The sequence below is a fragment of the Streptomyces sp. NPDC057280 genome (genome assembly GCF_042668605.1).
GTDB lineage: Bacteria > Actinomycetota > Actinomycetes > Streptomycetales > Streptomycetaceae > Streptomyces.
The window spans coordinates 1,386,129-1,404,343 of sequence record NZ_JBHUYR010000002.1 but is presented as its reverse complement, the minus strand read 5'-3'; the positions used below and the strand labels follow the sequence as shown (position 1 = coordinate 1,404,343).

The window sequence follows — 18,215 nt, the reverse complement described above, 5'->3', positions numbered from 1 at the left end:
CCAACGATCGAAACCCGAAAGGGGGTACGTCCGTGTGCTACGCCTGTCGCACGCGCAACGCCCGCCCCAGGTCGTCCAGATGGTCGGCGAGCCTGCGGCGCAGTGCCGGAATCGGGTCGGCATCGCTCAGGCACCGCTCTCCCGAGCGGAGCGTCTCCGCGTCGACGGCGTGGGCCGGGAAGGCCCAGCGGCCGGTGGCGTCGGCGATGGCGGGGCCGCGGCGGGCGGCGAGGGTGACGGCGTCCTCGAAGAAGCGGGGGACGTACTCGCGGACGAGGTCGGCCTGTTCGGGCTGCCAGAAGCCCTGGGCGGTGGCGATGAACAGGTAGTTGGAGAGGTCGTCGTGGGTGAACATCGCCTCCCACGCCTTGGCCTTGGTGTCGGCGTCGGGCAGGGCGGCGCGGCAGCGGGCGGCGCCTTCCTGGCCGGTGGCGGAGGGGTCGCGGGCGAGTTCGGCGGCGATGGCGGCCTCGTCGGTGGCGCCGAGGACGGCGAGCCGGGCGAGGACGCGCCAGCGCAGTTCGGGGTCGAGTTCGGGACCGCCGGGGACGGTGCCGTCGGCGAGCCAGGCGGCGATGGTGTCGGGGTGGGCGGCGACGTCGATGAAGTGGCGTACGGCGATGAGGCGCAGCCCGGGGTTGTCGCCGTCCTCGGTGCGGCGGATGAGGTCGCGGCACAGGCTGCTGAGCGTGGCGAGGGCGGCGGGGCGTTCCTCGGGGGTGGCGTAGCGGTCGGCGACCTGGACGGAGGCGAAGGCGAGGACGCCCTGGACGAGGGCGAGGTCGGTCTCGTACGGGAGGTGGGCGCGGGCCGCCTCGAGGTAGGCGGTGGGCGGGAGTTCGCCGTCGCGGACGGCGTCGCGCAGGGCGTTCCAGACGACCGCGCGGGTGAGCGGCGAGGGCAGTCCGGACAGGCTCTCGGTGACCGCCTTGAAGGACTCGGCGTCGAAGCGGACCTTGGCGTAGGTGAGGTCGCCGTCGTTGAGGAGCAGCAGGGCGGGTCGCTTGCCGATGGGCAGGGGGCCGTCGGTCTGGGGGACGTCGAGGTCGAGGCGTTCGCGCAGGACGAGGTGGCGGCCTTCGTCGGCGACGTCCAGGTCGTAGAGGCCGACGGCGATGCGGTGGGGGCGGCTGCCGTCGTGTTCGACCTGGAGGGCGTAGGTGCCTTCGGCGCCGGGGGTGACGACGGGCTTGAGGGTGTCGACGCCGGTGGTGCGCAGCCAGGTGTCGGCCCAGGCGTGGACGTCGCGGTCGGTGACGCTGGCGAGGGAGTCGATGAAGTCGGCGAGGGTGGCGTTGGCGAACTTGTGGCGGGCGAAGTGGGTGTTGATGCCGGCGAGGAAGTCCTTCTCGCCGAGCCAGGTCACCAGCTGGCGCAGTGCGGAGGCGCCCTTGGCGTAGGAGATGCCGTCGAAGTTGAGCATCGCGGAGGCGGTGTCGGGCACGAGCTCGGGGTCGGGGGCGACGGGGTGGGTGGAGGGGCGCTGGTCGGCGTCGTAGCCCCAGGCCTTGCGGACGACGCCGAAGTCGGTCCAGGTGTCGGCGAAGCGGGTGGCTTCGGTGAGGGTCTGGTAGCCCATGTACTCGGCGAAGGACTCGTTGAGCCAGATGTCGTCCCACCAGCGCAGGGTGACGAGGTCGCCGAACCACATGTGGGCCATCTCGTGGGCGATGACCATGGCGCGGGTCTGGCGTTCGGTATCGGTGACGGCGGAGCGGTAGACGAACTCGTCGCGGAAGGTGACGAGTCCGGGGTTCTCCATGGCGCCGGCGTTGAACTCGGGGACGAACGCCTGGTCGTAGGAGTCGAAGGGGTAGGGCTCCTCGAACTTCTCGTGGTAGCGGTCGTAGCACTGCTTAGTGATGGTGAGGAGTTCGTCGGCGTCCGCGTCGAGGTGGGGGGCGAGTGAGCGGCGGCAGTGGATGCCGAAGGGCAGGCCGCGGTGTTCGGTGCGGACGGAGTGCCAGGGGCCGGCGGCGACGGCGACGAGGTAGGTGGAGATGAGGGGGGTGGGGGCGGCCTGCCAGCGGCCGTCGCCGAGGGCGGTGGTGACGCCGTTGGCGAGGAACGTCCAGTGGTCGGGGACGGTCGCGGTGATCTCGAAGACGGCCTTGAGGTCGGGCTGGTCGAAGACGGGGAAGACGCGCTGGGCGTCGTCCATGCACAGGTTGGAGTAGAGGTAGGTCTCGCCGTCGGTGGGGTCGGTGAAGCGGTGCATGCCCTCGCCGGTGCGGGAGTAGCGCATGCTCGCCTCGACGCTCAGTTCGTGTGCGCCGGCGGTGAGGTTCTTCAGGGGGAGGCGGTTGCCGTCGAGGGTCTCGGGGTCGAGGGGCTGTCCGTCGAGGGTGACGGAGCGCAGCTCGGCGGGCTTGACCTCGATGAAGGTGTCCGCGTCCGTGCGCGCGGTGAAGCGGATGACGGTCTTCGAGTCGAAGGTCTCGTCGCCGGTGGTGAGATCGAGGTCGATCGTGTACCGGTGGACGTCGAGGAGGGTGGCACGGGTCTGCGCTTCGTCGCGCGTCAGTACGGACATGCAGGCCATGCTGCCTGATGGCGGGGGCGCGGCACAGGGGCGGACCGGTACGCGGCCTATGTCCGGTCCTGTTCGAGACTGCCGGTGTGCGCCCCTTGTGCGCGTTGGACGGGGACGCGGGGGTCCGGGTGGGGCAGGGCGGGGCGTGGGGGGCTGCCGGGGGCTTCGGGGCCGTCCTTGACGAGGGCGCGCAGGGCGCGGACCTCTTCTTCGAGGGCGAGCCGGCGGCGGTGGGTGTCGTAGAGGTAGCGGACCTTGGTGCGCAGGGCCCAGGGGTCGATGGGTTTCATGATGAGGTCGGCGACGCCGAGGCCGAAGGCGGTGGCGGTGAGTTCCTGGTCGGGGCCGAAGCCGGTGAGCAGGACGACGGGGATGTGCTGGGTCTGTTCGACGCGGCGCATGTAGCGGACGACGTCGAGGCCGCTGACGCCGGGCATGCGGACGTCGAGGAGGAGCAGGCCGACCTGGCCGCGCAGGACCTGCTTGAGGGCCTCGTCGCCGCTGGTGGCCCTGGCGAGCCGGTAGCCGAGCGGGGCGAGGGCGCTCTCCAGCGCGTACAGCGTGTCCTCGTGGTCGTCGACGATGAGGATCTTGGCATCCGACGGCATGGCCCGACGTCCCTCCCGCATGGGACAACCAGCTTATGTCCGAGGCGCTGACCGTGTGTGCCCGGCAGCTGACAAGGAGTGCACAGCGCAGCATGCCCCTGCGGGAGGTGTTCTGTCACGCCCTGGAGGCGTCGACGGAGGTCAGTTCGCTGTGGGCGTGGCGCCGTTGGTGGCGTCCTCGGCGATGCGCTCGTGGTGGCGGATCACCTCGGCGATGATGAAATTCAGGAACTTCTCAGCGAAGGCCGGGTCCAGTTTGGCGTTCTCGGCGAGGCTGCGCAGCCGTTCGATCTGGCGGGCCTCGCGGGCCGGGTCGGCGGGCGGCAACTGGTGCTTTGCCTTGAGGAGGCCGACCTGCTGGGTGGCTTTGAAGCGTTCGGCGAGCATGTGGACGACGGCCGCGTCGATGTTGTCGATGCTGTCGCGCAGCCGGGCGAGCTCCTCGCGCACGGCGGGGTCGACGTCACCGGTACCGGGATTGCTGGTGGTCATGAGCGTCCACCCTACGGTGCCCGGGTGCCGGGGATGATCGGCGGATCCCCGGGGTCGGGCACCCGGTCGCTCGGCCGACGCGGCGGGCGACGGCGGCGCCGGTCTCGACCGGCACGCCGGGGTAGCGTGAGCGACGCGACCTGGTACGCCAGTTGTAGTGCCAGTGTGCGGGGCCCTCCCACCGGCCCGCCGCTTGTGGCTACGGCCACAGGACCGGGCCGCCAGGGACTCCGCCCTTCCGGGGCCGGACCACGGACGGGATCCGTGTCGCCGCCCGGTTGCGAAAGCACTGGACACTGGTCCAAACCAATACCGATCTCCCCCTGGACAGGATCCCGGCCCTCAACTGAGGGTGGGGCGCATGGGCGAGTTCACGGTGGGGGACGAAGACTTCCTGCTGGACGGGCGGCCGGTGCGGCTGCTGTCCGGTGCGCTGCACTACTTCCGGGTGCACGAGGCGCAGTGGGGGCACCGGCTGGCGATGCTGCGGGCGATGGGCCTGAACTGTGTGGAGACGTACGTGCCGTGGAATCTGCACGCGCCGCGGCCGGGGGTGTACGAGGGTGTGGCGGCCCTGGGCCGGTTCCTGGACGCGGCGCGGGAGGCGGGCCTGTGGGCGATCGTGCGGCCCGGCCCCTACATCTGCGCCGAGTGGGAGAACGGCGGTCTGCCGCACTGGCTGGCGGGGCGGGCGCGGACCAGCGACGCGGTGTATCTGCGGCAGGTGGAGCAGTGGTTCGGCCGGTTGCTGCCCGAGGTCGTGTCCCGGCAGGTCGACCGGGGCGGTCCGGTGCTCATGGTGCAGGTGGAGAACGAGTACGGCAGTTACGGCTCGGACGCGGAGTACCTGCGGTGGCTGGCCCGGACGATCCGCGAGGCCGGTGTCACGGTTCCGCTGTTCACCTCGGACGGCCCCGAGGACCACATGCTGACCGGCGGCTCGCTGCCCGGCGTCCTGGCCACGGTCAACTTCGGCTCCCAGGCCCGTGAGGCCTTCGCGACCCTGCGCCGGCATCGCGCGGAAGGGCCGTTGATGTGCATGGAGTTCTGGTGCGGCTGGTTCGACCACTGGGGCGCCGATCATGTCGTACGGGATCCGGCGGACGCGGCGGCGGCGCTGCGGGAGATCCTGGAGTGCGGTGCGTCCGTGAACCTGTACATGGCGCACGGGGGGACGAGTTTCGCGGGCTGGGCGGGGGCGAACCGGGGCGGCGGCGATCTGCACGACGGGGTGCTGGAGCCGGATGTGACGTCGTACGACTACGACGCCCCGATCGACGAGTTCGGGCACCCGACGGAGAAGTTCTGGCGCTTCCGCGAGGTGCTGGCCCCGTACGCGGACGGACCGCTGTCCGAACTTCCGCCGCTGCCGCCGCAGTTGGCGGTGGCCGCGGAGGTGGGGCTCTCGGGGTGGGCGCCTTTGGCGGACGTGCTGGAGGCGCGGGGCGGGCCCGTCGTCGCCTCCCCCGTCCCGCCGACCTTCGAGGAACTGGACGTGGAGCGGGGGCTGGTGCGCTACGAGGTGACCGTACCGGGGCCGCGGCAGCCGTACCCGTTCCGCGCGCGCGGGCTGCGCGACCTGGCGGTGGTGTACGTCGACGGGGAGTGGGCCGGGGTGCTGACGGAGGAGGACGAGCGGCTGAAGGAGCCGGTCGCCGGGCACGCGCGTGTGGAGCTGTGGGTGGAGTCGCTGGGGCGGGTCAACTACGGGCCGCGCACCGGGGAGTCCAAGGGGATCACCGGCGGGCTGCTGCACGAGCGGCAGTTTCTGCACGGGGTACGCGCGCGTGGGCTGCGCCTGGACGCGCTGGACGACGTCGAGGACGTACGGCTGCGGGCGCTTCCCGGGGACGGCGCACCCGGCCTCTACCGGGGCACCCTCGACGTGCGCGGTGCCGGGGACGCGCTGCTGGCGCTGCCGGGCTGGACCCGCGGCTTCGTGTGGATCAACGGCTTCAGCCTCGGCCGGTACTGGTCCGTGGGCCCCCAGCGGTCGCTGTACGTGCCCGGCCCGGTACTGCGGGAAGGGGTGAACGACGTGTGGGTCCTCGAGCTGGAGCGGGCCGGTTCGGCGCCATACGTCCGCAGGCGATGACCTCGTAGAGTGGAAGCGGGTTCCCGGCGTCTTGGGGGTATGGGCGTGGCGAACGACGGACCGGTCGAGCACGGGTATCCGCATCTGGAGACGGTGCGGGCCGCGATCACCGCGCTGTGGAAACGGCTGTCGTACGACACCGTCCAGACGTTCGCGGCCAGCGTGGCCCCGGCGGACGTGGCGTTCTGCGACACCGACGATCTCCATCTGGGGGCGCAGCGGGTGGCGCGCGAGATGGTGCGGCACTACCGGCTCCCGGACGCGCGGATGATCGTCGGCTTCCGTGACATGACGCATGCGGCGAACGTCGAACTGGCCGCCGGTCCGGAGTACTTCGTGGAACTCAACGACCGGTTCCGGACGCATCGGCGGGACATCGGGGCGGCGCTCGCGCACGAGGTGATGCATGTGTATCTGCACCGCCTCGGGCTGTCCTTCCCGGGAACCCGGGACAACGAGATCCTCACGGACACGGCGGCGACCTATCTGGGTGCCGGGTGGCTGCTGCTGGACGCGTACCGGGAGGACGCCGCGTCCTCGCAGAAGCTCGGGTATCTGACGCCGGAGGAGTTCGGGTACGTCCTCGCCAAGCGGTCGCTGGTGTTCGGGGAGGACCCGTCGGTGTGGTTCACCAGTCCGCAGGCCTATACCGCCTATGTGAAGGGGATGGCGAGGGCGCGCGAGGACGAGCAGCAGCCGCCGCTGACCGCGGCGGGGTGGGCGGGGCGGCGACGGTACGCGCGCGAGCGGAAGCACGCGGCGGCCGCGCCGGCCGGGGTGCCGTACGCGTTCAGTCCGGACGGGGGCGGGCAGCTGCGGGTGTCGTTCCCCTGCCCGACCTGCCATCAGAAGATCCGGGTGCCGGTGCGGGGGCGGATGCGGGCGCGGTGCGGGGTGTGCCGGACGGTGTGGGAGTGCGACACATAGAGGTCACTCCGGGTTCCTACGCCCCGTAGACCGCCCCCGGGGGCTCCGCGCGCGCCAGCAGCTTTCGTACGGTGTCCCCGACCTCGTCCGCGTCCCAGCGCGCGCCCTTGTCGGCGGTCGGGCCGGGGCGCCAGCCCTCCATGACCGTGACCCGGCCGCCCTCCGTCTCGAAGACCCGCCCGGTGACGCCCTCGCTCGCCGCCGAGCCCAGCCAGACCACGAGCGGCGAGACGTTCTCGGGGGCCATCGCGTCGAACCCGGCCGCGGGCGCCGCCATCGTCTCGGCGAAGGTCCGTTCCGTCATCCGGGTCCGGGCCGCGGGCGCGATCGCGTTCACCTGGACGCCGTAGCGGGCGAGTTCGGCGGCGGCGACCAGCGTCAGCCCGACGATCCCGGCCTTCGCGGCGCTGTAGCCGCCTTGCCCGAGCGAGCCCAACAGTCCCGCTCCGCTGCTGGTGTTGACGATCCGGGCCGCCGGTGTACGACCCGCCTTCGCCTCGCTCCTCCAGTGCGCCGCCGCGTGCTTCAGCGGGAGGAAGTGGCCTTTCAGGTGGACCCGCAGCACCGCGTCCCAGTCGTCCTCGTCGAGGTTCACCAGCATCCGGTCGCGCAGGAATCCGGCGTTGTTGACGAGGGTGTCGAGGCGTCCGTACGTCTCCACGGCGGTCGCGATCAGGCTCTGCGCGCCTTCGGACGTCGCGATGTCGCCGCCGTGCGCCACCGCCTCGCCGCCCGCCGCGCGGATCTCCGCCACGACCTGTGCCGCCGGGCTGTCGGCGCCGGGCCTGCCGTCCAGCCCCACACCGAGGTCGTTGACCACGACCCGCGCCCCCTGGGCCGCGAACGCCATCGCGTGGGCGCGGCCGAGTCCCCGCCCCGCGCCGGTGACGACGACGACCCGGCCTTCGCAGATTCGGCTCATCTCACACCTCCCTGTGGGCAGTCGTCGCAGATTCCGCTCATCTCACGCCTCCCTGTGGGCAGTCGCGGCGTCCAGGAACAGCGGCCGCTCCCCGCCCCCGTGCACCTGGAGCGAGGCCCCGCTGATGTACGCGGCGGCGTCGGAGGCGAGGAACACGGCCGCGGCGCCGACGTCGGACGGCTCGGCCAGGCGCCCGAGCGGAACCGTGCGGGACACCGCGTCGACCGCCTGCGCGTCGCCGTAGTGCAGGTGGGCGAGTTCGGTGCGGACCATGCCGACGACCAGGGTGTTGACCCGGACGTCCGGCGCCCACTCCACCGCCATCGAGCGGGCGAGGTTCTCCAGCCCGGCCTTCGCCGCCCCGTACGCCGCCGATCCGGGCGAGGGGCGGCTGCCGCTGACGCTGCCGACCATGACGACGGAGCCCCTGGCGCGCTTGAGATGGTCGTACGCGGCGAGGGAAACCGCCAGGGGGGCAAGGAGGTTGAGCTCGATCACGCGCGCGTGCCGGGCCGCGTCCGCGTCGGCTAGCAGCCGGTAGGGGCCGCCTCCCGCGTTGTTGACGAGCACGTCGACCCGGGGCAGCGCGGCAAAGAAGGCGAGCACGGCGTCGTGGTCGCGGACGTCGAGGGGCATGAACTCCACGCCCTTCAACGGGACTTCGGGCGGACGGCGGGCGCAGACCACGACCTCGGCGCCCGCCTCCGCGAAGGAGCGTGCCACCCCGGCGCCCACGCCCCGGGTTCCTCCCGTGACGACGGCGACCCTCCCCTTCAGCTCCATTCGCCGCTACCCTCCACCTAACAAACGTTTGGTGGAAAGGTAGCTGATGCTTCCATGGGTGTCTCCACCTCATCCGGGGAAAAAGGGATTCGAGGAGACGGGATCTCCGTCGTCACGGTCGACTTCCCGCCGGTGAACGCCCTTCCGGTGGACGGCTGGTACGCGCTGGCCGACGCCGTGCGCGCCGCCGGCCGTGATCCGGGCACGCGCTGTGTGGTGCTGGCCGCCGAGGGGCGGGGGTTCAACGCGGGCGTCGACATCAAGGAGCTCCAGGCGCGGGGCGCGGACGCGCTGGTCGCGGTCAACCGCGGGTGCTTCGAGGCCTTTTCTGCGGTGTACGAGTGCGAGGTCCCGGTGATCGCGGCCGTGCAGGGTTTCTGTCTGGGCGGCGGGATCGGGCTGGTCGGGAACGCGGACGTGATCGTGGCGAGCGAGGACGCCACCTTCGGGCTGCCCGAGCTGGACCGGGGCGCCCTGGGCGCCGCCACCCATCTGGCGCGGCTGGTCCCGCAGCACCTCATGCGCGCCCTGTACTTCACCTCGGGCACCGTCACGGCGGCGGAGCTGCACACGCACGGGTCGGTGTGGGCGGTCGTGCCGCGTGACGAACTGCTGGACACATCCCTTGAGTTGGCGCGGGAGATCGCCGCGAAGGACGGGGAGCTGCTGCGTCTCGCCAAGGCCGCCATCAACGGCATCGACCCGGTCGACGTCCGCCGCAGCTACCGCTTCGAGCAGGGGTTCACGTTCGAGGCGAGCGTGAGCGGGGTCGCGGACCGGGTGCGGAGCAGGTTCGGGAAGGGTGATTCCTAGGTGACCGACAAGACCATGACCGCCGACGAGGCCGTCTCCCGGCTGGAGAGCGGGATGACCCTGGGCATCGGCGGCTGGGGTTCCCGCCGCAAGCCGATGGAGCTGGTGAGGGCACTGCTCCGCACCGGGATCACCGACCTCACCGTCGTCTCGTACGGCGGCCCGGACGTCGGCATGCTCGCCGCCGCCGGACGCCTGCGCAGGCTCGTCGCCCCCTTCGTCACCCTCGACTCCATCCCCCTCGAACCGCACTACCGGGCCGCCCGCGAATCCGGCGCCTTCGAACTGACGGAGATCGACGAGGCGATGTTCATGTGGGGACTGCACGCGGCCGCCCACCGGCTGCCGTTCCTGCCGGTGCGGGCCGGCCTCGGCTCGGACGTCATGCGGGTCAACCCCGGTCTGCGGACGGTGACTTCGCCGTACGACGACGGCGAGACGTTCGTCGCCGTGCCCGCCCTGCGGCTCGACGCGGCCCTGGTCCACGTCAACCGCGCCGACCGGCGGGGCAACGGGCAGTACCTGGGCCCGGACCCGTACTTCGACGACCTCTTCTGCGAGGCGGCCGACACGGCGTACGTCTCCTGCGAACGGCTCGTCGGGACGGACGAGTTCGCGAAGGGGGGGCCGCCCCAGTCGCTGCTGCTGAAACGGCACGTGGTGACAGGGGTCGTCGAGGCGCCGGGCGGCGCGCACTTCACGTCCTGCGCACCCGACTACGGCCGCGACGAGGACGCCCAGCGCGCGTACGCGACCACCCCCTGGCCGGAGTTCGCCGCAACCTACCTCGACGGGAGGACGCCATGACCGCGACCCGCGCCGAGTACTGCGTGATCGCCTGCGCCGAGGCCTGGCGCGACGCGGGCGAGATCCTCGCGAGCCCCATGGGCCTGATCCCCTCCGTCGGTGCCCGGCTGGCCCGCCTCACCTTCGCACCGGACCTGCTGCTGACCGACGGCGAGGCGATGCTCGTGGACGCCGAGGGCACCGTCGAGGGCTGGTTGCCGTACCGGCAGCATCTGGCCCTGGTCACCGGCGGGCGGCGGCACGTGATGATGGGGGCGAGCCAGATCGACCGGTACGGCAACCAGAACATCTCCTGCATCGGCGACTGGGAGCGCCCGAAACGGCAGCTGCTGGGGGTGCGGGGAGCACCGGTCAACACCCTCAACAACCCGACGAGTTACTGGGTGCCCAAGCACTCCCGGCGGGTGTTCGTGGAGAAGGTCGACATGGTGTGCGGGGTGGGGTACGACCATGCCGGGTACGATCCCGTCGTAGGCGCCCGCTTCCACCGCATCCCCCGGGTCGTCTCCGATCTCGGCGTCTTCGACTTCGCGACGCCGGACCACTCGATGCGGCTGGCCTCGCTGCATCCCGGGGTGAGTGTCGAGCAGGTGGCGGAGGCGACGGGCTTCCCGCTCGACATCCCCTCCGAGGTGCCGTACACCCGCGAACCGACCGCTCAGGAACTGAAGTTGATCCGCGGGGTGCTCGACCCGGCCGGCGCCCGCGCCAGGGAGGTCGCCGTCTGATGGACACGGCACTGACCCGGCTCGTCGGGGTCCGGCACCCGGTCGTGCAGACCGGCATGGGCTGGGTCGCGGGCCCCCGTCTGGTGTCGGCCACGGCGAACGCGGGCGCGCTGGGCATCCTGGCCTCCGCGACGATGACCCTCGACCAGCTGCGGGACGCGATACGGGAGGTCAGGTCCCGCACGGACGCACCTTTCGGCGTGAATCTGCGGGCGGACGCGGCGGACGCCGGGGAGCGCGTGTCGATCATGCTGGCCGAGGGCGTCCGGGTGGCGTCGTTCGCGCTGGCCCCCTCCCCCGAACTGATCGCCAGGCTCAAGGCGGCGGACGTCGTGGTCATCCCGTCCGTCGGGGCCCGCCGCCATGCCGAGAAGGTCGCGGCATGGGGAGCGGACGCGGTGATCGTGCAGGGCGGCGAGGGCGGCGGGCACACCGGCGACGTGGCGACGACCGTACTGCTCCCCCAGGTCGTCGACGCGGTCGGCATCCCGGTCGTCGCGGCGGGCGGCTTCTTCGACGGACGCGGGCTGGTCGCGGCGCTGGCGTACGGGGCGGCGGGCGTGGCGATGGGGACGCGGTTCCTGCTGACGTCGGACTCGACGGTGCCGGACGCGGTGAAGCGGCGCTATCTCGCGGCCGGCGTCAGGGACGTGACGGTGACCCGCGCGGTGGACGGCCTGCCGCACCGCATGCTCCGCACGGAGCTGGTGGCCTCTGTGGAGGGTTCCGGCCGCGCGAGGACGCTGTTGCGTGCGGTCCGCCACGCGGCCGGCTTCCGCCGCCTGTCCGGCCTGTCCTGGCGCGAGATGCTGCACGACGGCCTCGCCCTGAAGCACGGCAGGGAGCTCACCTGGAGCCAGGTGCTGCTCGCCGCCAACACGCCGATGCTGCTCAGGTCGGCGATGGTGGACGGCCGGACGGACCTCGGGGTGATGGCCTCGGGGCAGGTCGCCGGGGTGATCGACGACCTGCCGTCGTGCACGGAACTGGTGGAGCGGATCATGAAGGAGGCCGAGGAGGTGCTGGAGAACCTCAGAGCCGCTCGATGATCGTCACGTTGGCCTGCCCACCGCCCTCGCACATGGTCTGAAGCCCGAACCGCCCACCCGTGCGCTCCAGTTCATGCAAGAGGGTGGTCATCAGCTTCACCCCCGTCGCCCCCAGCGGATGCCCCAGCGCGATCGCGCCGCCGTTGACGTTGACCCTCTCCGGGTCGGCGCCCGTCTCCTTCAGCCACGCCAACACCACCGGTGCGAAGGCCTCGTTGATCTCGACGAGGTCGATGGCGTCGATGGACAGGCCGGTCTTCTTCAGGGCGTGGGCGGTGGCCGGGATGGGCGCGGTGAGCATGCGGATGGGGTCCTCGCCGCGGACGGACAGGTGGTGCACACGGGCGCGGGGCCGCAACCCGTGTTCCCGCACCGCCCGTTCGGAGGCCAGCAGCATCGCCGCCGCGCCGTCGGAGACCTGGGAGGAGCAGGCGGCCGTGATGGTGCCGCCGTCGACGACCGGCTTCAGCCCGGCCATCTTCTCCAGCGAGGTGTCCCGGCGCGGCCCCTCGTCGGTGTCGACGTCCCCGTACGCCACGGTCTCCCGCGCGAAGCGCCCCGCGTCGATCGCCCGGACCGCCCGCTGATGGGAGCGCAGCGCGAACTCCTCCTGGTCCTGCCGGCTGATCCCCCACTTCGCGGCGATCATCTCGGCGCCGACGAACTGGTTCACCGGCTTGCCCGCGTACCGCGCCTGCCAGCCCTCGCTGCCCGCGAACGGCCCCTGGGTCAGCCCGAGCGGCTCGGCGGCCTGCCGGGTCGCGAAGGCGATCGGGATCATCGACATGTTCTGCACACCACCGGCGACGACGAGGTCCTGCGTCCCGGAGAGCACGCCCTGCGCCGCGAAGTGCACGGCCTGCTGGGAGGAGCCGCACTGCCGGTCCACGGTCACGCCCGGCACCTCCTCGGGCAGCCCGGCCGCCAGCCACGCGGTCCGCGCGATGTCCCCGGCCTGCGGCCCGACCGCGTCCAGACAGCCGAAGACGACGTCCTCGACGGCGGCCGGATCGACCCCGGCCCGTTGCACCAGCGCGCCGAGCACATGCGCTCCCAGGTCGGCCGGGTGGACCGCGCTCAGCCCTCCTCCGCGCCGCCCGACAGGCGTCCGCACCGCTTCGACGATGTAGGCCTCGCCCATGACAACTCCCTTGACCTAAGGGGCATTTGATAGGGGTTATTCGCGTACGGCGACCCCGTCCAGCACCATCGTCAGGTACTGCCGGGCGATCTCCTCCGGGCTGTGCTGTCCGCCGGGCCGGTACCAGGACGCGGCGACCCAGACGGTGTCGCGCACGAAGCGGTACGTCAGCCGCATGTCGAGGTCGGCCCGGAAGACCCGGGCGGCGACCCCGCGCTCCAGCGTGGACAGCCACACCTTCTCGAACCTGCGCTGCGACTCGGCGAGGAAGCCGAACCGCTCCTGTGCGACGAGCTGTTTGCTCTCCTTCTGGTAGATCGCGACGGCGGCGCGGTGCCGGTCGATCTCCCGGAACGACTCGGTGACGAGGGCTTCGAGGGTCTCGCGCGGGCCCGACTCGGCCTCCAGGACGGTGTCGTAGCCCGCCCAGAGCTCGTCGAGGAAGGTCCGCAGGATCTCCTCCAGCATCGATTCCTTGGAGTCGAAGTGGTAGTAGAGGCTGCCCGCGAGCATGCCCGCGTGGTCCGCGATCTTGCGGACGGTGGTGGCGTTGTAGCCCTGCTCGGCGAAGACCTCGGCGGCGGTGTCGAGGAGTTCGCGCCGCCGGGCGGGGGCGGCGGTCACCTGGGGCTTCTTCTTGGTCGGCACGGATCCATTGTCGTCCTACGCGTGCTGAGAGCTGACGGCGACGACCTCGCCCGTCAGGTACGACGAGTAGCCCGACGCCAGGAACACGATCACGTTGGCCACCTCCCAGGGCTCGGCGTACCGCCCGAACGCCTCCCGCGCGGTCAGCTCCTCCAGCAGCTCGGCCGACGTCACCTTCACCAGGTGCGGGTGCATGGCGAGGCTGGGCGCCACCGCGTTGACACGCACCCCGAACCCGGCTGCCTCGATCGCCGCGCACCGGGTCAGTGCCATGACCCCGGCCTTCGCGGCGGCGTAGTGCGCCTGCCCGGCCTGGGCGCGCCAGCCGACGACGGAGGAGTTGTTGACGATGACACCGCTGCGGGTCTCCCGCATGCGCCGGAGCGCTGCCCGCGTGCACCGGAAGGTCCCGTTCAGCGTCACGTCGAGCACCCGTGTCCACTGCTCGTCGCTCATGTCGGCGAGGTCCGAAGTCCCGCCGAGGCCGGCGTTGTTGACGACCACGTCGAGCCGTCCGTGCTCCCGCACCGCGGCCTCGAACAACGCCGTCACCTGCGTCTCGTCGGTGACATCGCACGGCAGGGCCGTCACCGCGCCCGGGAAGTCGCGGGCCAGCTCGGCCTCGTACTCCTTGAGCCGGCGCACATGCGCGTCGCTGACCAGCACGCGCGCGCCCTCCTCCAGGAAGCGCCGCGCGGTCGCCCCGCCGATCCCGGCACCGGCCGCGGCGGTGATGACGGCGGTGCGGCCCTTCAGCAGCCCGTGCCCCGGCTCGTACACCGGACTCTCGACGCCTGTCATGGGGGCACGCTAACCTACCAAACACTTGTTAGGGAAGCGTGGTCGAAGGGCTGGAGCCGATGGATCTCGCCTTCACCGAGGAAGAGGTCGCCTTCCGGGCGGAGGCCCGCGCCTGGCTGACGAGCCATGTGCCGTCCGAGCCGCTCCCGTCCCTGGAGACGGCGGAGGGCTTCGCCGCCCACCGCGCGTGGGAGGCCGAACTGGCCGCGGACCGCTGGTCGGTCGTCGACTGGCCGGCGGCGTACGGCGGGCGGGACGCGGGGCTGGTGCGCTGGCTGCTGTTCGAGGAGGAGTACTGGGCGGCGGGCGCGCCGGGCCGGGTCGGGCAGAACGGGATCAGCCTGCTCGCGCCGACCCTCTTCGACCACGGCACGCCGGAGCAGCGGGCGCGGGTGCTGCCGCCGATGGCCCGTGGCGAGGTGGTCTGGGCGCAGGCGTGGTCCGAGCCGGAGGCGGGTTCGGATCTGGCGTCGCTGCGCTCCAAGGCGGTGCGCACGGACGGGGGTTGGCTGCTGAGCGGACAGAAGACGTGGTCGTCCCGGGCCGCGTTCGCGGACCGCGCCTTCGGCCTGTTCCGCAGCGACCCGGACGCCGCGAAGCCCCATCAGGGCCTGACGTACCTGATGTTCGACCTGCGGGCGCCCGGTGTCACGGTCCGTCCGATCGCCCGCCTCGACGGCAAGCCGGCGTTCGCCGAGCTGTTCCTGGACGAGGTGTTCGTGCCGGACGCGGACGTGATCGGGGAGCCGGGTCAGGGCTGGCGGATCGCGATGGCGGCGACGGGCAACGAACGCGGGCTCACGCTCCGCTCCCCCGGCCGCTATCTGGCGGCGGCGGACCGGCTGCACGCCCTGTGGCGCGACCGGGGCAGCCCGGACGCCATGAGGTCCCGGGTCGCCGACGCCCTGATCGGCGCCCGCGCCTACCAGGTGTTCACGTACGCCGCCGCCTCCCGCTTCCTCGACGGCGCGTCCCTCGGCCCGGAGTCCAGCCTGAACAAGGTCTTCTGGTCCGAGTACGACATCGCGCTCACCGAGACCGCCCTCGATCTGCTGGGAACGGAGGGCGAGCTGGCGGACTCCGAATGGGCGGAGCGGTACGTCTTCGCCCTGGCCGGCCCCATCTACGCGGGGACGAACGAGATCCAGCGGGACATCATCGCCGAGCGCCTGCTGGGCCTGCCGAAGGGGCGACGCTGATGCGGCTCGTGCTCGACGCCGAACAGCGGGCGTTCACCGCCTCGTTGGAGGCGTTGCTGACCGGCGCGGACACCCCGTCCGTCGTACGGGAGTGGAGTCGCGGTGAGCACGGGAGCGGGCGCGCCCTGTGGGGCCGGCTCGCGGCGGCCGGCGTGTTCGCGCTGGCCGCCCCGGAGGAGTACGACGGTGTCGGCGTCCGTCCGGTCGAACTCGCCCTGGCTTTCCTGGCGTTGGGTCGCCATGTCGTCCCCGGCCCGCTCGTCGAGACGGTGGCCGCCGCCGTCCTGCTGCCCGCTCCCGACCTCGTCAAGCGGCTCGTGTCGGGAGAGACCCTGGCGACGGTGGCATACGACGGCCCGTACGCCCTCGACGGCGCCGCCGACCTGCGTCCCGTGCCCACCCCCGACGGCCCGTACGCGCTCGACGGCGACGCGGCCGACCTCCGTCTCGTCCTCACCCCCGACGGCCTGTACGCCGCCGCCGGCCGCGGCCCGGTGCGCCCGTCCCTCGACCCGGCCCGGCGGCTGACGACCCTCGCCCCCGGCGACCTCCTCACCGCCGAGCCGCCCCTCGCGAAAGCCCTCCTCCTGGCCCGCCTCGCCACCGCAGCGCAGGCCCTCGGCGTCGGCCTCGCCCTTCTCGACCGGACCGTCGCCTACGTCGGGCAGCGCACCCAGTTCGGCACCCCCGTCGGCTCGTTCCAGGCCGTCAAGCACCAACTCGCCGACGTGAAGACCGCGTTGGAGTTCGCCCGGCCCCTGGTGCTGGCCGCCGCCGTCACCCTGGACCCGGCCGACGTCGCCGCCGCCAAGGTCACGGCGGGCGAGGCGGCGTACGCCACCGCGCGCACCGCCCTCCAACTGCACGGCGCAATCGGCTACACGGCGGAATACAACCTGTCCCTGTGGCTGACCAAGGCCCGCGCCCTGCGCACGGCCTGGGGCAGCCCCCAGGAGTGCCGCGACACCGTCCTCAGTGCTGGTGGTCGCCGCTCGTGATCTGCCGGTACTCCTCCACCGTCGGCTTCGGGATCTGCGTCTCCGGCCCGAACATCACGCGCGCCAGCCGCGCCCGCACCCGCATGGAGGCGCTGACCGGGCGGCGCACCCCGTTGGCGTCGACGAGCGGGCCGATCTCGTAGTGGCCGTTCTGCTCGTGCTGGGTGAGGGTGTGCAACTGCGCCTGCCCGAGCGGCTCGTGGACCTCGACGTACTCGCCGTGCGGCAGCCGCTTGATGACGCCGGACTCCCTGCCGTGCAGCACCTTGTCCCGGTCCCGGCGCTGGAGCCCGAGACAGACCCGCTTGGTGACGACGAAGGCGAGCACCGGCACCACGAAGACGGCGATCCGTACGAACCAGGTGATCGCGTTGATGGACAGATGCAGATGCGTGGCCACGACGTCGTTGCCGCCGCCGATCAGCAGCACCGCGTGCAGGCTCAGCCAGGCCACACCGAGGCCGGTGCGGACGGGGACGTTGCGCGGCCGGTCCAGGATGTGGTGCTCGCGCTTGTCACCGGTGATCCAGGCCTCGATGAACGGATAGGCGCCGATGGCGGCCAGGATCAGCGGGAAGAGCGAGAAGGGGATGAAGACGCCCAACTGGAGGGTGTGGCCCCAGGCGTTGATCTCCCATCCCGGCATCACCCGGATCAGCCCCTCGGAGAAGCCGAGGTACCAGTCGGGCTGGGCACCGGTGGTGACGAGGTCGGGACGGTACGGCCCGAAGGCCCACACGGGGTTGATCTGGGCGATGCCGCCCATGAAGGCCAGCATGCCGAAGACGAGGAAGAAGAACCCGCCGGCCTTCGCGGTGTAGACGGGCATCAGCGGCATGCCGACGACCGTCTTCTCGTCCTTGCCGGGCCCCGGGTACTGGGTGTGCTTGTGGTAGAAGACCAGGATCAGATGCGCGGTCACCAGGCCCAGCATGATCCCGGGCAGCAGCAGGACGTGGATGGGGAACAGCCGCGAGATGATGTCGTGCCCCGGGAACTCCCCACCGAACAGGAAGAACGACAGATACGTGCCGACGATCGGCACCGACAGGATGGCGCCCTGCGCGAAGCGGATGCCGGTGCCGGACAGCAGGTCGTCGGGGAGCGAGTAGCCGGTGAGGCCGGTGATGATGCCGAGCATCAACAGGGTCCAGCCGAACACCCAGTTGACCTCGCGCGGCTTGCGGAAGGCGCCGGTGAAGAACACCCGCATCATGTGCACGAGCATGCCGGTGACGAAGACCAGCGCCGCCCAGTGGTGGATCTGCCGGATCAGCAGCCCGCCGCGCACCTCGAAGCTGATGTCGAGCGTGGACTCGAACGCCCGGGTCATCACGACCCCGTTGAGGGGCTCGTAGGGGCCGTGGTAGACGACCTCGACGCCGCTCGGCTCGAAGAACAGGGTGAGATAGATGCCGGTCAGGATGATGACGATGAAGCTGTAGAGGCAGATCTCGCCCAGCATGAAGGACGGATGGTCCGGGAACAGCTTGCGCATGTTGGTCTTGGCCAGCCCGTACAGACCGAGCCGCCCGTCCGCCCAGTCGGCGAGCTTCTCGCCGCTGCCGGGCGGCCCCGAACTCCGGGAGCCGGCCCGTCCGTTCACCGATCGCGCGCCGTCCATACGTCGTCGCCTCCCGTCGGATCAACCTCAGGGTGGCACGGCCGTAC

17 protein-coding genes are annotated in these 18,215 nt (G+C 71.8%); 8 read left to right on the top strand and 9 right to left on the bottom strand.

Annotated elements, in window-relative coordinates; all coding sequences use genetic code 11:
- Nucleotides 1–37: 37 nt before the first annotated feature.
- From pepN to ACFUO4_RS16875, 3 genes are all read right to left on the bottom strand, one after another.
- Nucleotides 38–2,533, bottom strand: coding sequence for an aminopeptidase N (gene pepN / locus ACFUO4_RS16885; protein WP_383485024.1), 2,496 nt, complete (start codon nucleotides 2,531–2,533; stop codon nucleotides 38–40).
- Nucleotides 2,534–2,589: 56 nt separating this feature from the next.
- Nucleotides 2,590–3,141 carry a two-component system response regulator gene (locus ACFUO4_RS16880; protein WP_383485021.1) on the bottom strand — a complete coding sequence of 184 codons (552 nt, stop codon included), beginning with the start codon at nucleotides 3,139–3,141 and terminating at the stop codon, nucleotides 2,590–2,592.
- A gap of 141 nt (nucleotides 3,142–3,282) precedes the next feature.
- Nucleotides 3,283–3,633, bottom strand: coding sequence for a chorismate mutase (locus ACFUO4_RS16875; RefSeq protein ID WP_079309659.1), 351 nt, complete (start codon nucleotides 3,631–3,633; stop codon nucleotides 3,283–3,285).
- A gap of 361 nt (nucleotides 3,634–3,994) precedes the next feature.
- Here ACFUO4_RS16875 and ACFUO4_RS16870 point away from each other — a divergent pair, with 361 nt between their 5' ends.
- Nucleotides 3,995–5,728: a beta-galactosidase family protein gene (locus ACFUO4_RS16870; protein WP_383485018.1), complete on the top strand. Its 1,734-nt coding sequence runs from the start codon at nucleotides 3,995–3,997 to the stop codon at nucleotides 5,726–5,728.
- A gap of 45 nt (nucleotides 5,729–5,773) precedes the next feature.
- Complete coding sequence (locus tag ACFUO4_RS16865; protein WP_383485015.1) at nucleotides 5,774–6,655, top strand: hypothetical protein; 882 nt, start codon at nucleotides 5,774–5,776, stop codon at nucleotides 6,653–6,655.
- Nucleotides 6,656–6,671: 16 nt separating this feature from the next.
- Here the strand turns inward: ACFUO4_RS16865 and ACFUO4_RS16860 are convergent, their stop codons facing one another.
- Nucleotides 6,672–7,577: an SDR family oxidoreductase gene (locus ACFUO4_RS16860; RefSeq protein WP_383485013.1), complete on the bottom strand. Its 906-nt coding sequence runs from the start codon at nucleotides 7,575–7,577 to the stop codon at nucleotides 6,672–6,674.
- Between the two features lie 42 nt (nucleotides 7,578–7,619).
- On the bottom strand, nucleotides 7,620–8,360 hold the full coding sequence (locus ACFUO4_RS16855; RefSeq protein ID WP_383485010.1) for an SDR family oxidoreductase: 741 nt from the start codon (nucleotides 8,358–8,360) through the stop codon (nucleotides 7,620–7,622).
- Nucleotides 8,361–8,414: 54 nt separating this feature from the next.
- On the opposite strand from ACFUO4_RS16855, the gene ACFUO4_RS16850 reads away from it, so the two are divergent.
- The 4 genes from ACFUO4_RS16850 to ACFUO4_RS16835 are packed head-to-tail and all read left to right on the top strand — an operon-like array spanning nucleotide 8,415 to nucleotide 11,757.
- Nucleotides 8,415–9,173: an enoyl-CoA hydratase family protein gene (locus ACFUO4_RS16850; RefSeq protein ID WP_383485007.1), complete on the top strand. Its 759-nt coding sequence runs from the start codon at nucleotides 8,415–8,417 to the stop codon at nucleotides 9,171–9,173.
- Nucleotides 9,174–9,980, top strand: a complete 807-nt coding sequence (locus ACFUO4_RS16845; protein WP_383485004.1) for a CoA transferase subunit A — start codon at nucleotides 9,174–9,176, stop codon at nucleotides 9,978–9,980. It begins immediately after the preceding gene.
- Nucleotides 9,977–10,708 (top strand): CoA-transferase subunit beta, encoded by a 732-nt coding sequence (locus ACFUO4_RS16840; protein ID WP_383485001.1) that lies wholly within the window; start codon nucleotides 9,977–9,979, stop codon nucleotides 10,706–10,708. The genes ACFUO4_RS16845 and ACFUO4_RS16840 overlap by 4 nt, the downstream gene beginning before the upstream one ends.
- A complete protein-coding gene (locus ACFUO4_RS16835) occupies nucleotides 10,708–11,757 on the top strand; it encodes an NAD(P)H-dependent flavin oxidoreductase (RefSeq protein ID WP_383484998.1) in 1,050 nt (349 codons plus the stop codon). The genes ACFUO4_RS16840 and ACFUO4_RS16835 overlap by 1 nt, the downstream gene beginning before the upstream one ends.
- Here the strand turns inward: ACFUO4_RS16835 and ACFUO4_RS16830 are convergent.
- The 3 genes from ACFUO4_RS16830 to ACFUO4_RS16820 are packed head-to-tail and all read right to left on the bottom strand — an operon-like array spanning nucleotide 11,741 to nucleotide 14,347.
- Nucleotides 11,741–12,898, bottom strand: coding sequence for an acetyl-CoA C-acetyltransferase (locus tag ACFUO4_RS16830; protein ID WP_383484995.1), 1,158 nt, complete (start codon nucleotides 12,896–12,898; stop codon nucleotides 11,741–11,743). The two genes, ACFUO4_RS16835 and ACFUO4_RS16830, sit on opposite strands and share 17 nt — an antisense overlap.
- 36 nt (nucleotides 12,899–12,934) lie before the next feature.
- Nucleotides 12,935–13,546 carry a TetR/AcrR family transcriptional regulator gene (locus tag ACFUO4_RS16825; RefSeq protein ID WP_383484992.1) on the bottom strand — a complete coding sequence of 204 codons (612 nt, stop codon included), beginning with the start codon at nucleotides 13,544–13,546 and terminating at the stop codon, nucleotides 12,935–12,937.
- Nucleotides 13,547–13,561: 15 nt separating this feature from the next.
- Nucleotides 13,562–14,347, bottom strand: coding sequence for an SDR family oxidoreductase (locus ACFUO4_RS16820; RefSeq protein ID WP_079309652.1), 786 nt, complete (start codon nucleotides 14,345–14,347; stop codon nucleotides 13,562–13,564).
- Between the two features lie 59 nt (nucleotides 14,348–14,406).
- On the opposite strand from ACFUO4_RS16820, the gene ACFUO4_RS16815 reads away from it, so the two are divergent.
- Both ACFUO4_RS16815 and ACFUO4_RS16810 read left to right on the top strand, forming a co-directional pair.
- Nucleotides 14,407–15,546 carry an acyl-CoA dehydrogenase family protein gene (locus ACFUO4_RS16815; protein ID WP_383485748.1) on the top strand — a complete coding sequence of 380 codons (1,140 nt, stop codon included), beginning with the start codon at nucleotides 14,407–14,409 and terminating at the stop codon, nucleotides 15,544–15,546.
- Nucleotides 15,546–16,544 carry an acyl-CoA dehydrogenase family protein gene (locus tag ACFUO4_RS16810; RefSeq protein ID WP_383484988.1) on the top strand — a complete coding sequence of 333 codons (999 nt, stop codon included), beginning with the start codon at nucleotides 15,546–15,548 and terminating at the stop codon, nucleotides 16,542–16,544. Before ACFUO4_RS16815 ends, ACFUO4_RS16810 begins: the two co-directional genes overlap by 1 nt.
- On the opposite strand, the gene ACFUO4_RS16805 is transcribed toward ACFUO4_RS16810, so the two are convergent.
- The gene (locus ACFUO4_RS16805) at nucleotides 16,519–18,168 is read right to left on the bottom strand and encodes a cytochrome bc complex cytochrome b subunit (protein ID WP_383484985.1); all 1,650 of its coding nucleotides are present in this window, start codon (nucleotides 18,166–18,168) and stop codon (nucleotides 16,519–16,521) included. The genes ACFUO4_RS16810 and ACFUO4_RS16805 overlap by 26 nt on opposite strands.
- Nucleotides 18,169–18,215: the final 47 nt, after the last annotated feature.

Excerpts from the sequence above, each read along its gene's own strand:
- pepN (WP_383485024.1), bottom strand. The coding sequence starts at position 2,533 with ATGTCCGTACTGACGCGCGACGAAGCGCAGACCCGTGCCACCCTCCTC.
- ACFUO4_RS16880 (WP_383485021.1), bottom strand. The coding sequence starts at position 3,141 with ATGCCGTCGGATGCCAAGATCCTCATCGTCGACGACCACGAGGACACG.
- ACFUO4_RS16875 (WP_079309659.1), bottom strand. The coding sequence starts at position 3,633 with ATGACCACCAGCAATCCCGGTACCGGTGACGTCGACCCCGCCGTGCGC.
- ACFUO4_RS16870 (WP_383485018.1), top strand. The coding sequence starts at position 3,995 with ATGGGCGAGTTCACGGTGGGGGACGAAGACTTCCTGCTGGACGGGCGG.
- ACFUO4_RS16860 (WP_383485013.1), bottom strand. The coding sequence starts at position 7,577 with ATGAGCCGAATCTGCGAAGGCCGGGTCGTCGTCGTCACCGGCGCGGGG.
- ACFUO4_RS16855 (WP_383485010.1), bottom strand. The coding sequence starts at position 8,360 with ATGGAGCTGAAGGGGAGGGTCGCCGTCGTCACGGGAGGAACCCGGGGC.
- ACFUO4_RS16850 (WP_383485007.1), top strand. The coding sequence starts at position 8,415 with ATGGGTGTCTCCACCTCATCCGGGGAAAAAGGGATTCGAGGAGACGGG.
- ACFUO4_RS16840 (WP_383485001.1), top strand. The coding sequence starts at position 9,977 with ATGACCGCGACCCGCGCCGAGTACTGCGTGATCGCCTGCGCCGAGGCC.
- ACFUO4_RS16835 (WP_383484998.1), top strand. The coding sequence starts at position 10,708 with ATGGACACGGCACTGACCCGGCTCGTCGGGGTCCGGCACCCGGTCGTG.
- ACFUO4_RS16830 (WP_383484995.1), bottom strand. The coding sequence starts at position 12,898 with ATGGGCGAGGCCTACATCGTCGAAGCGGTGCGGACGCCTGTCGGGCGG.
- ACFUO4_RS16820 (WP_079309652.1), bottom strand. The coding sequence starts at position 14,347 with ATGACAGGCGTCGAGAGTCCGGTGTACGAGCCGGGGCACGGGCTGCTG.
- ACFUO4_RS16815 (WP_383485748.1), top strand. The coding sequence starts at position 14,407 with ATGGATCTCGCCTTCACCGAGGAAGAGGTCGCCTTCCGGGCGGAGGCC.
- ACFUO4_RS16810 (WP_383484988.1), top strand. The coding sequence starts at position 15,546 with ATGCGGCTCGTGCTCGACGCCGAACAGCGGGCGTTCACCGCCTCGTTG.
- ACFUO4_RS16805 (WP_383484985.1), bottom strand. The coding sequence starts at position 18,168 with ATGGACGGCGCGCGATCGGTGAACGGACGGGCCGGCTCCCGGAGTTCG.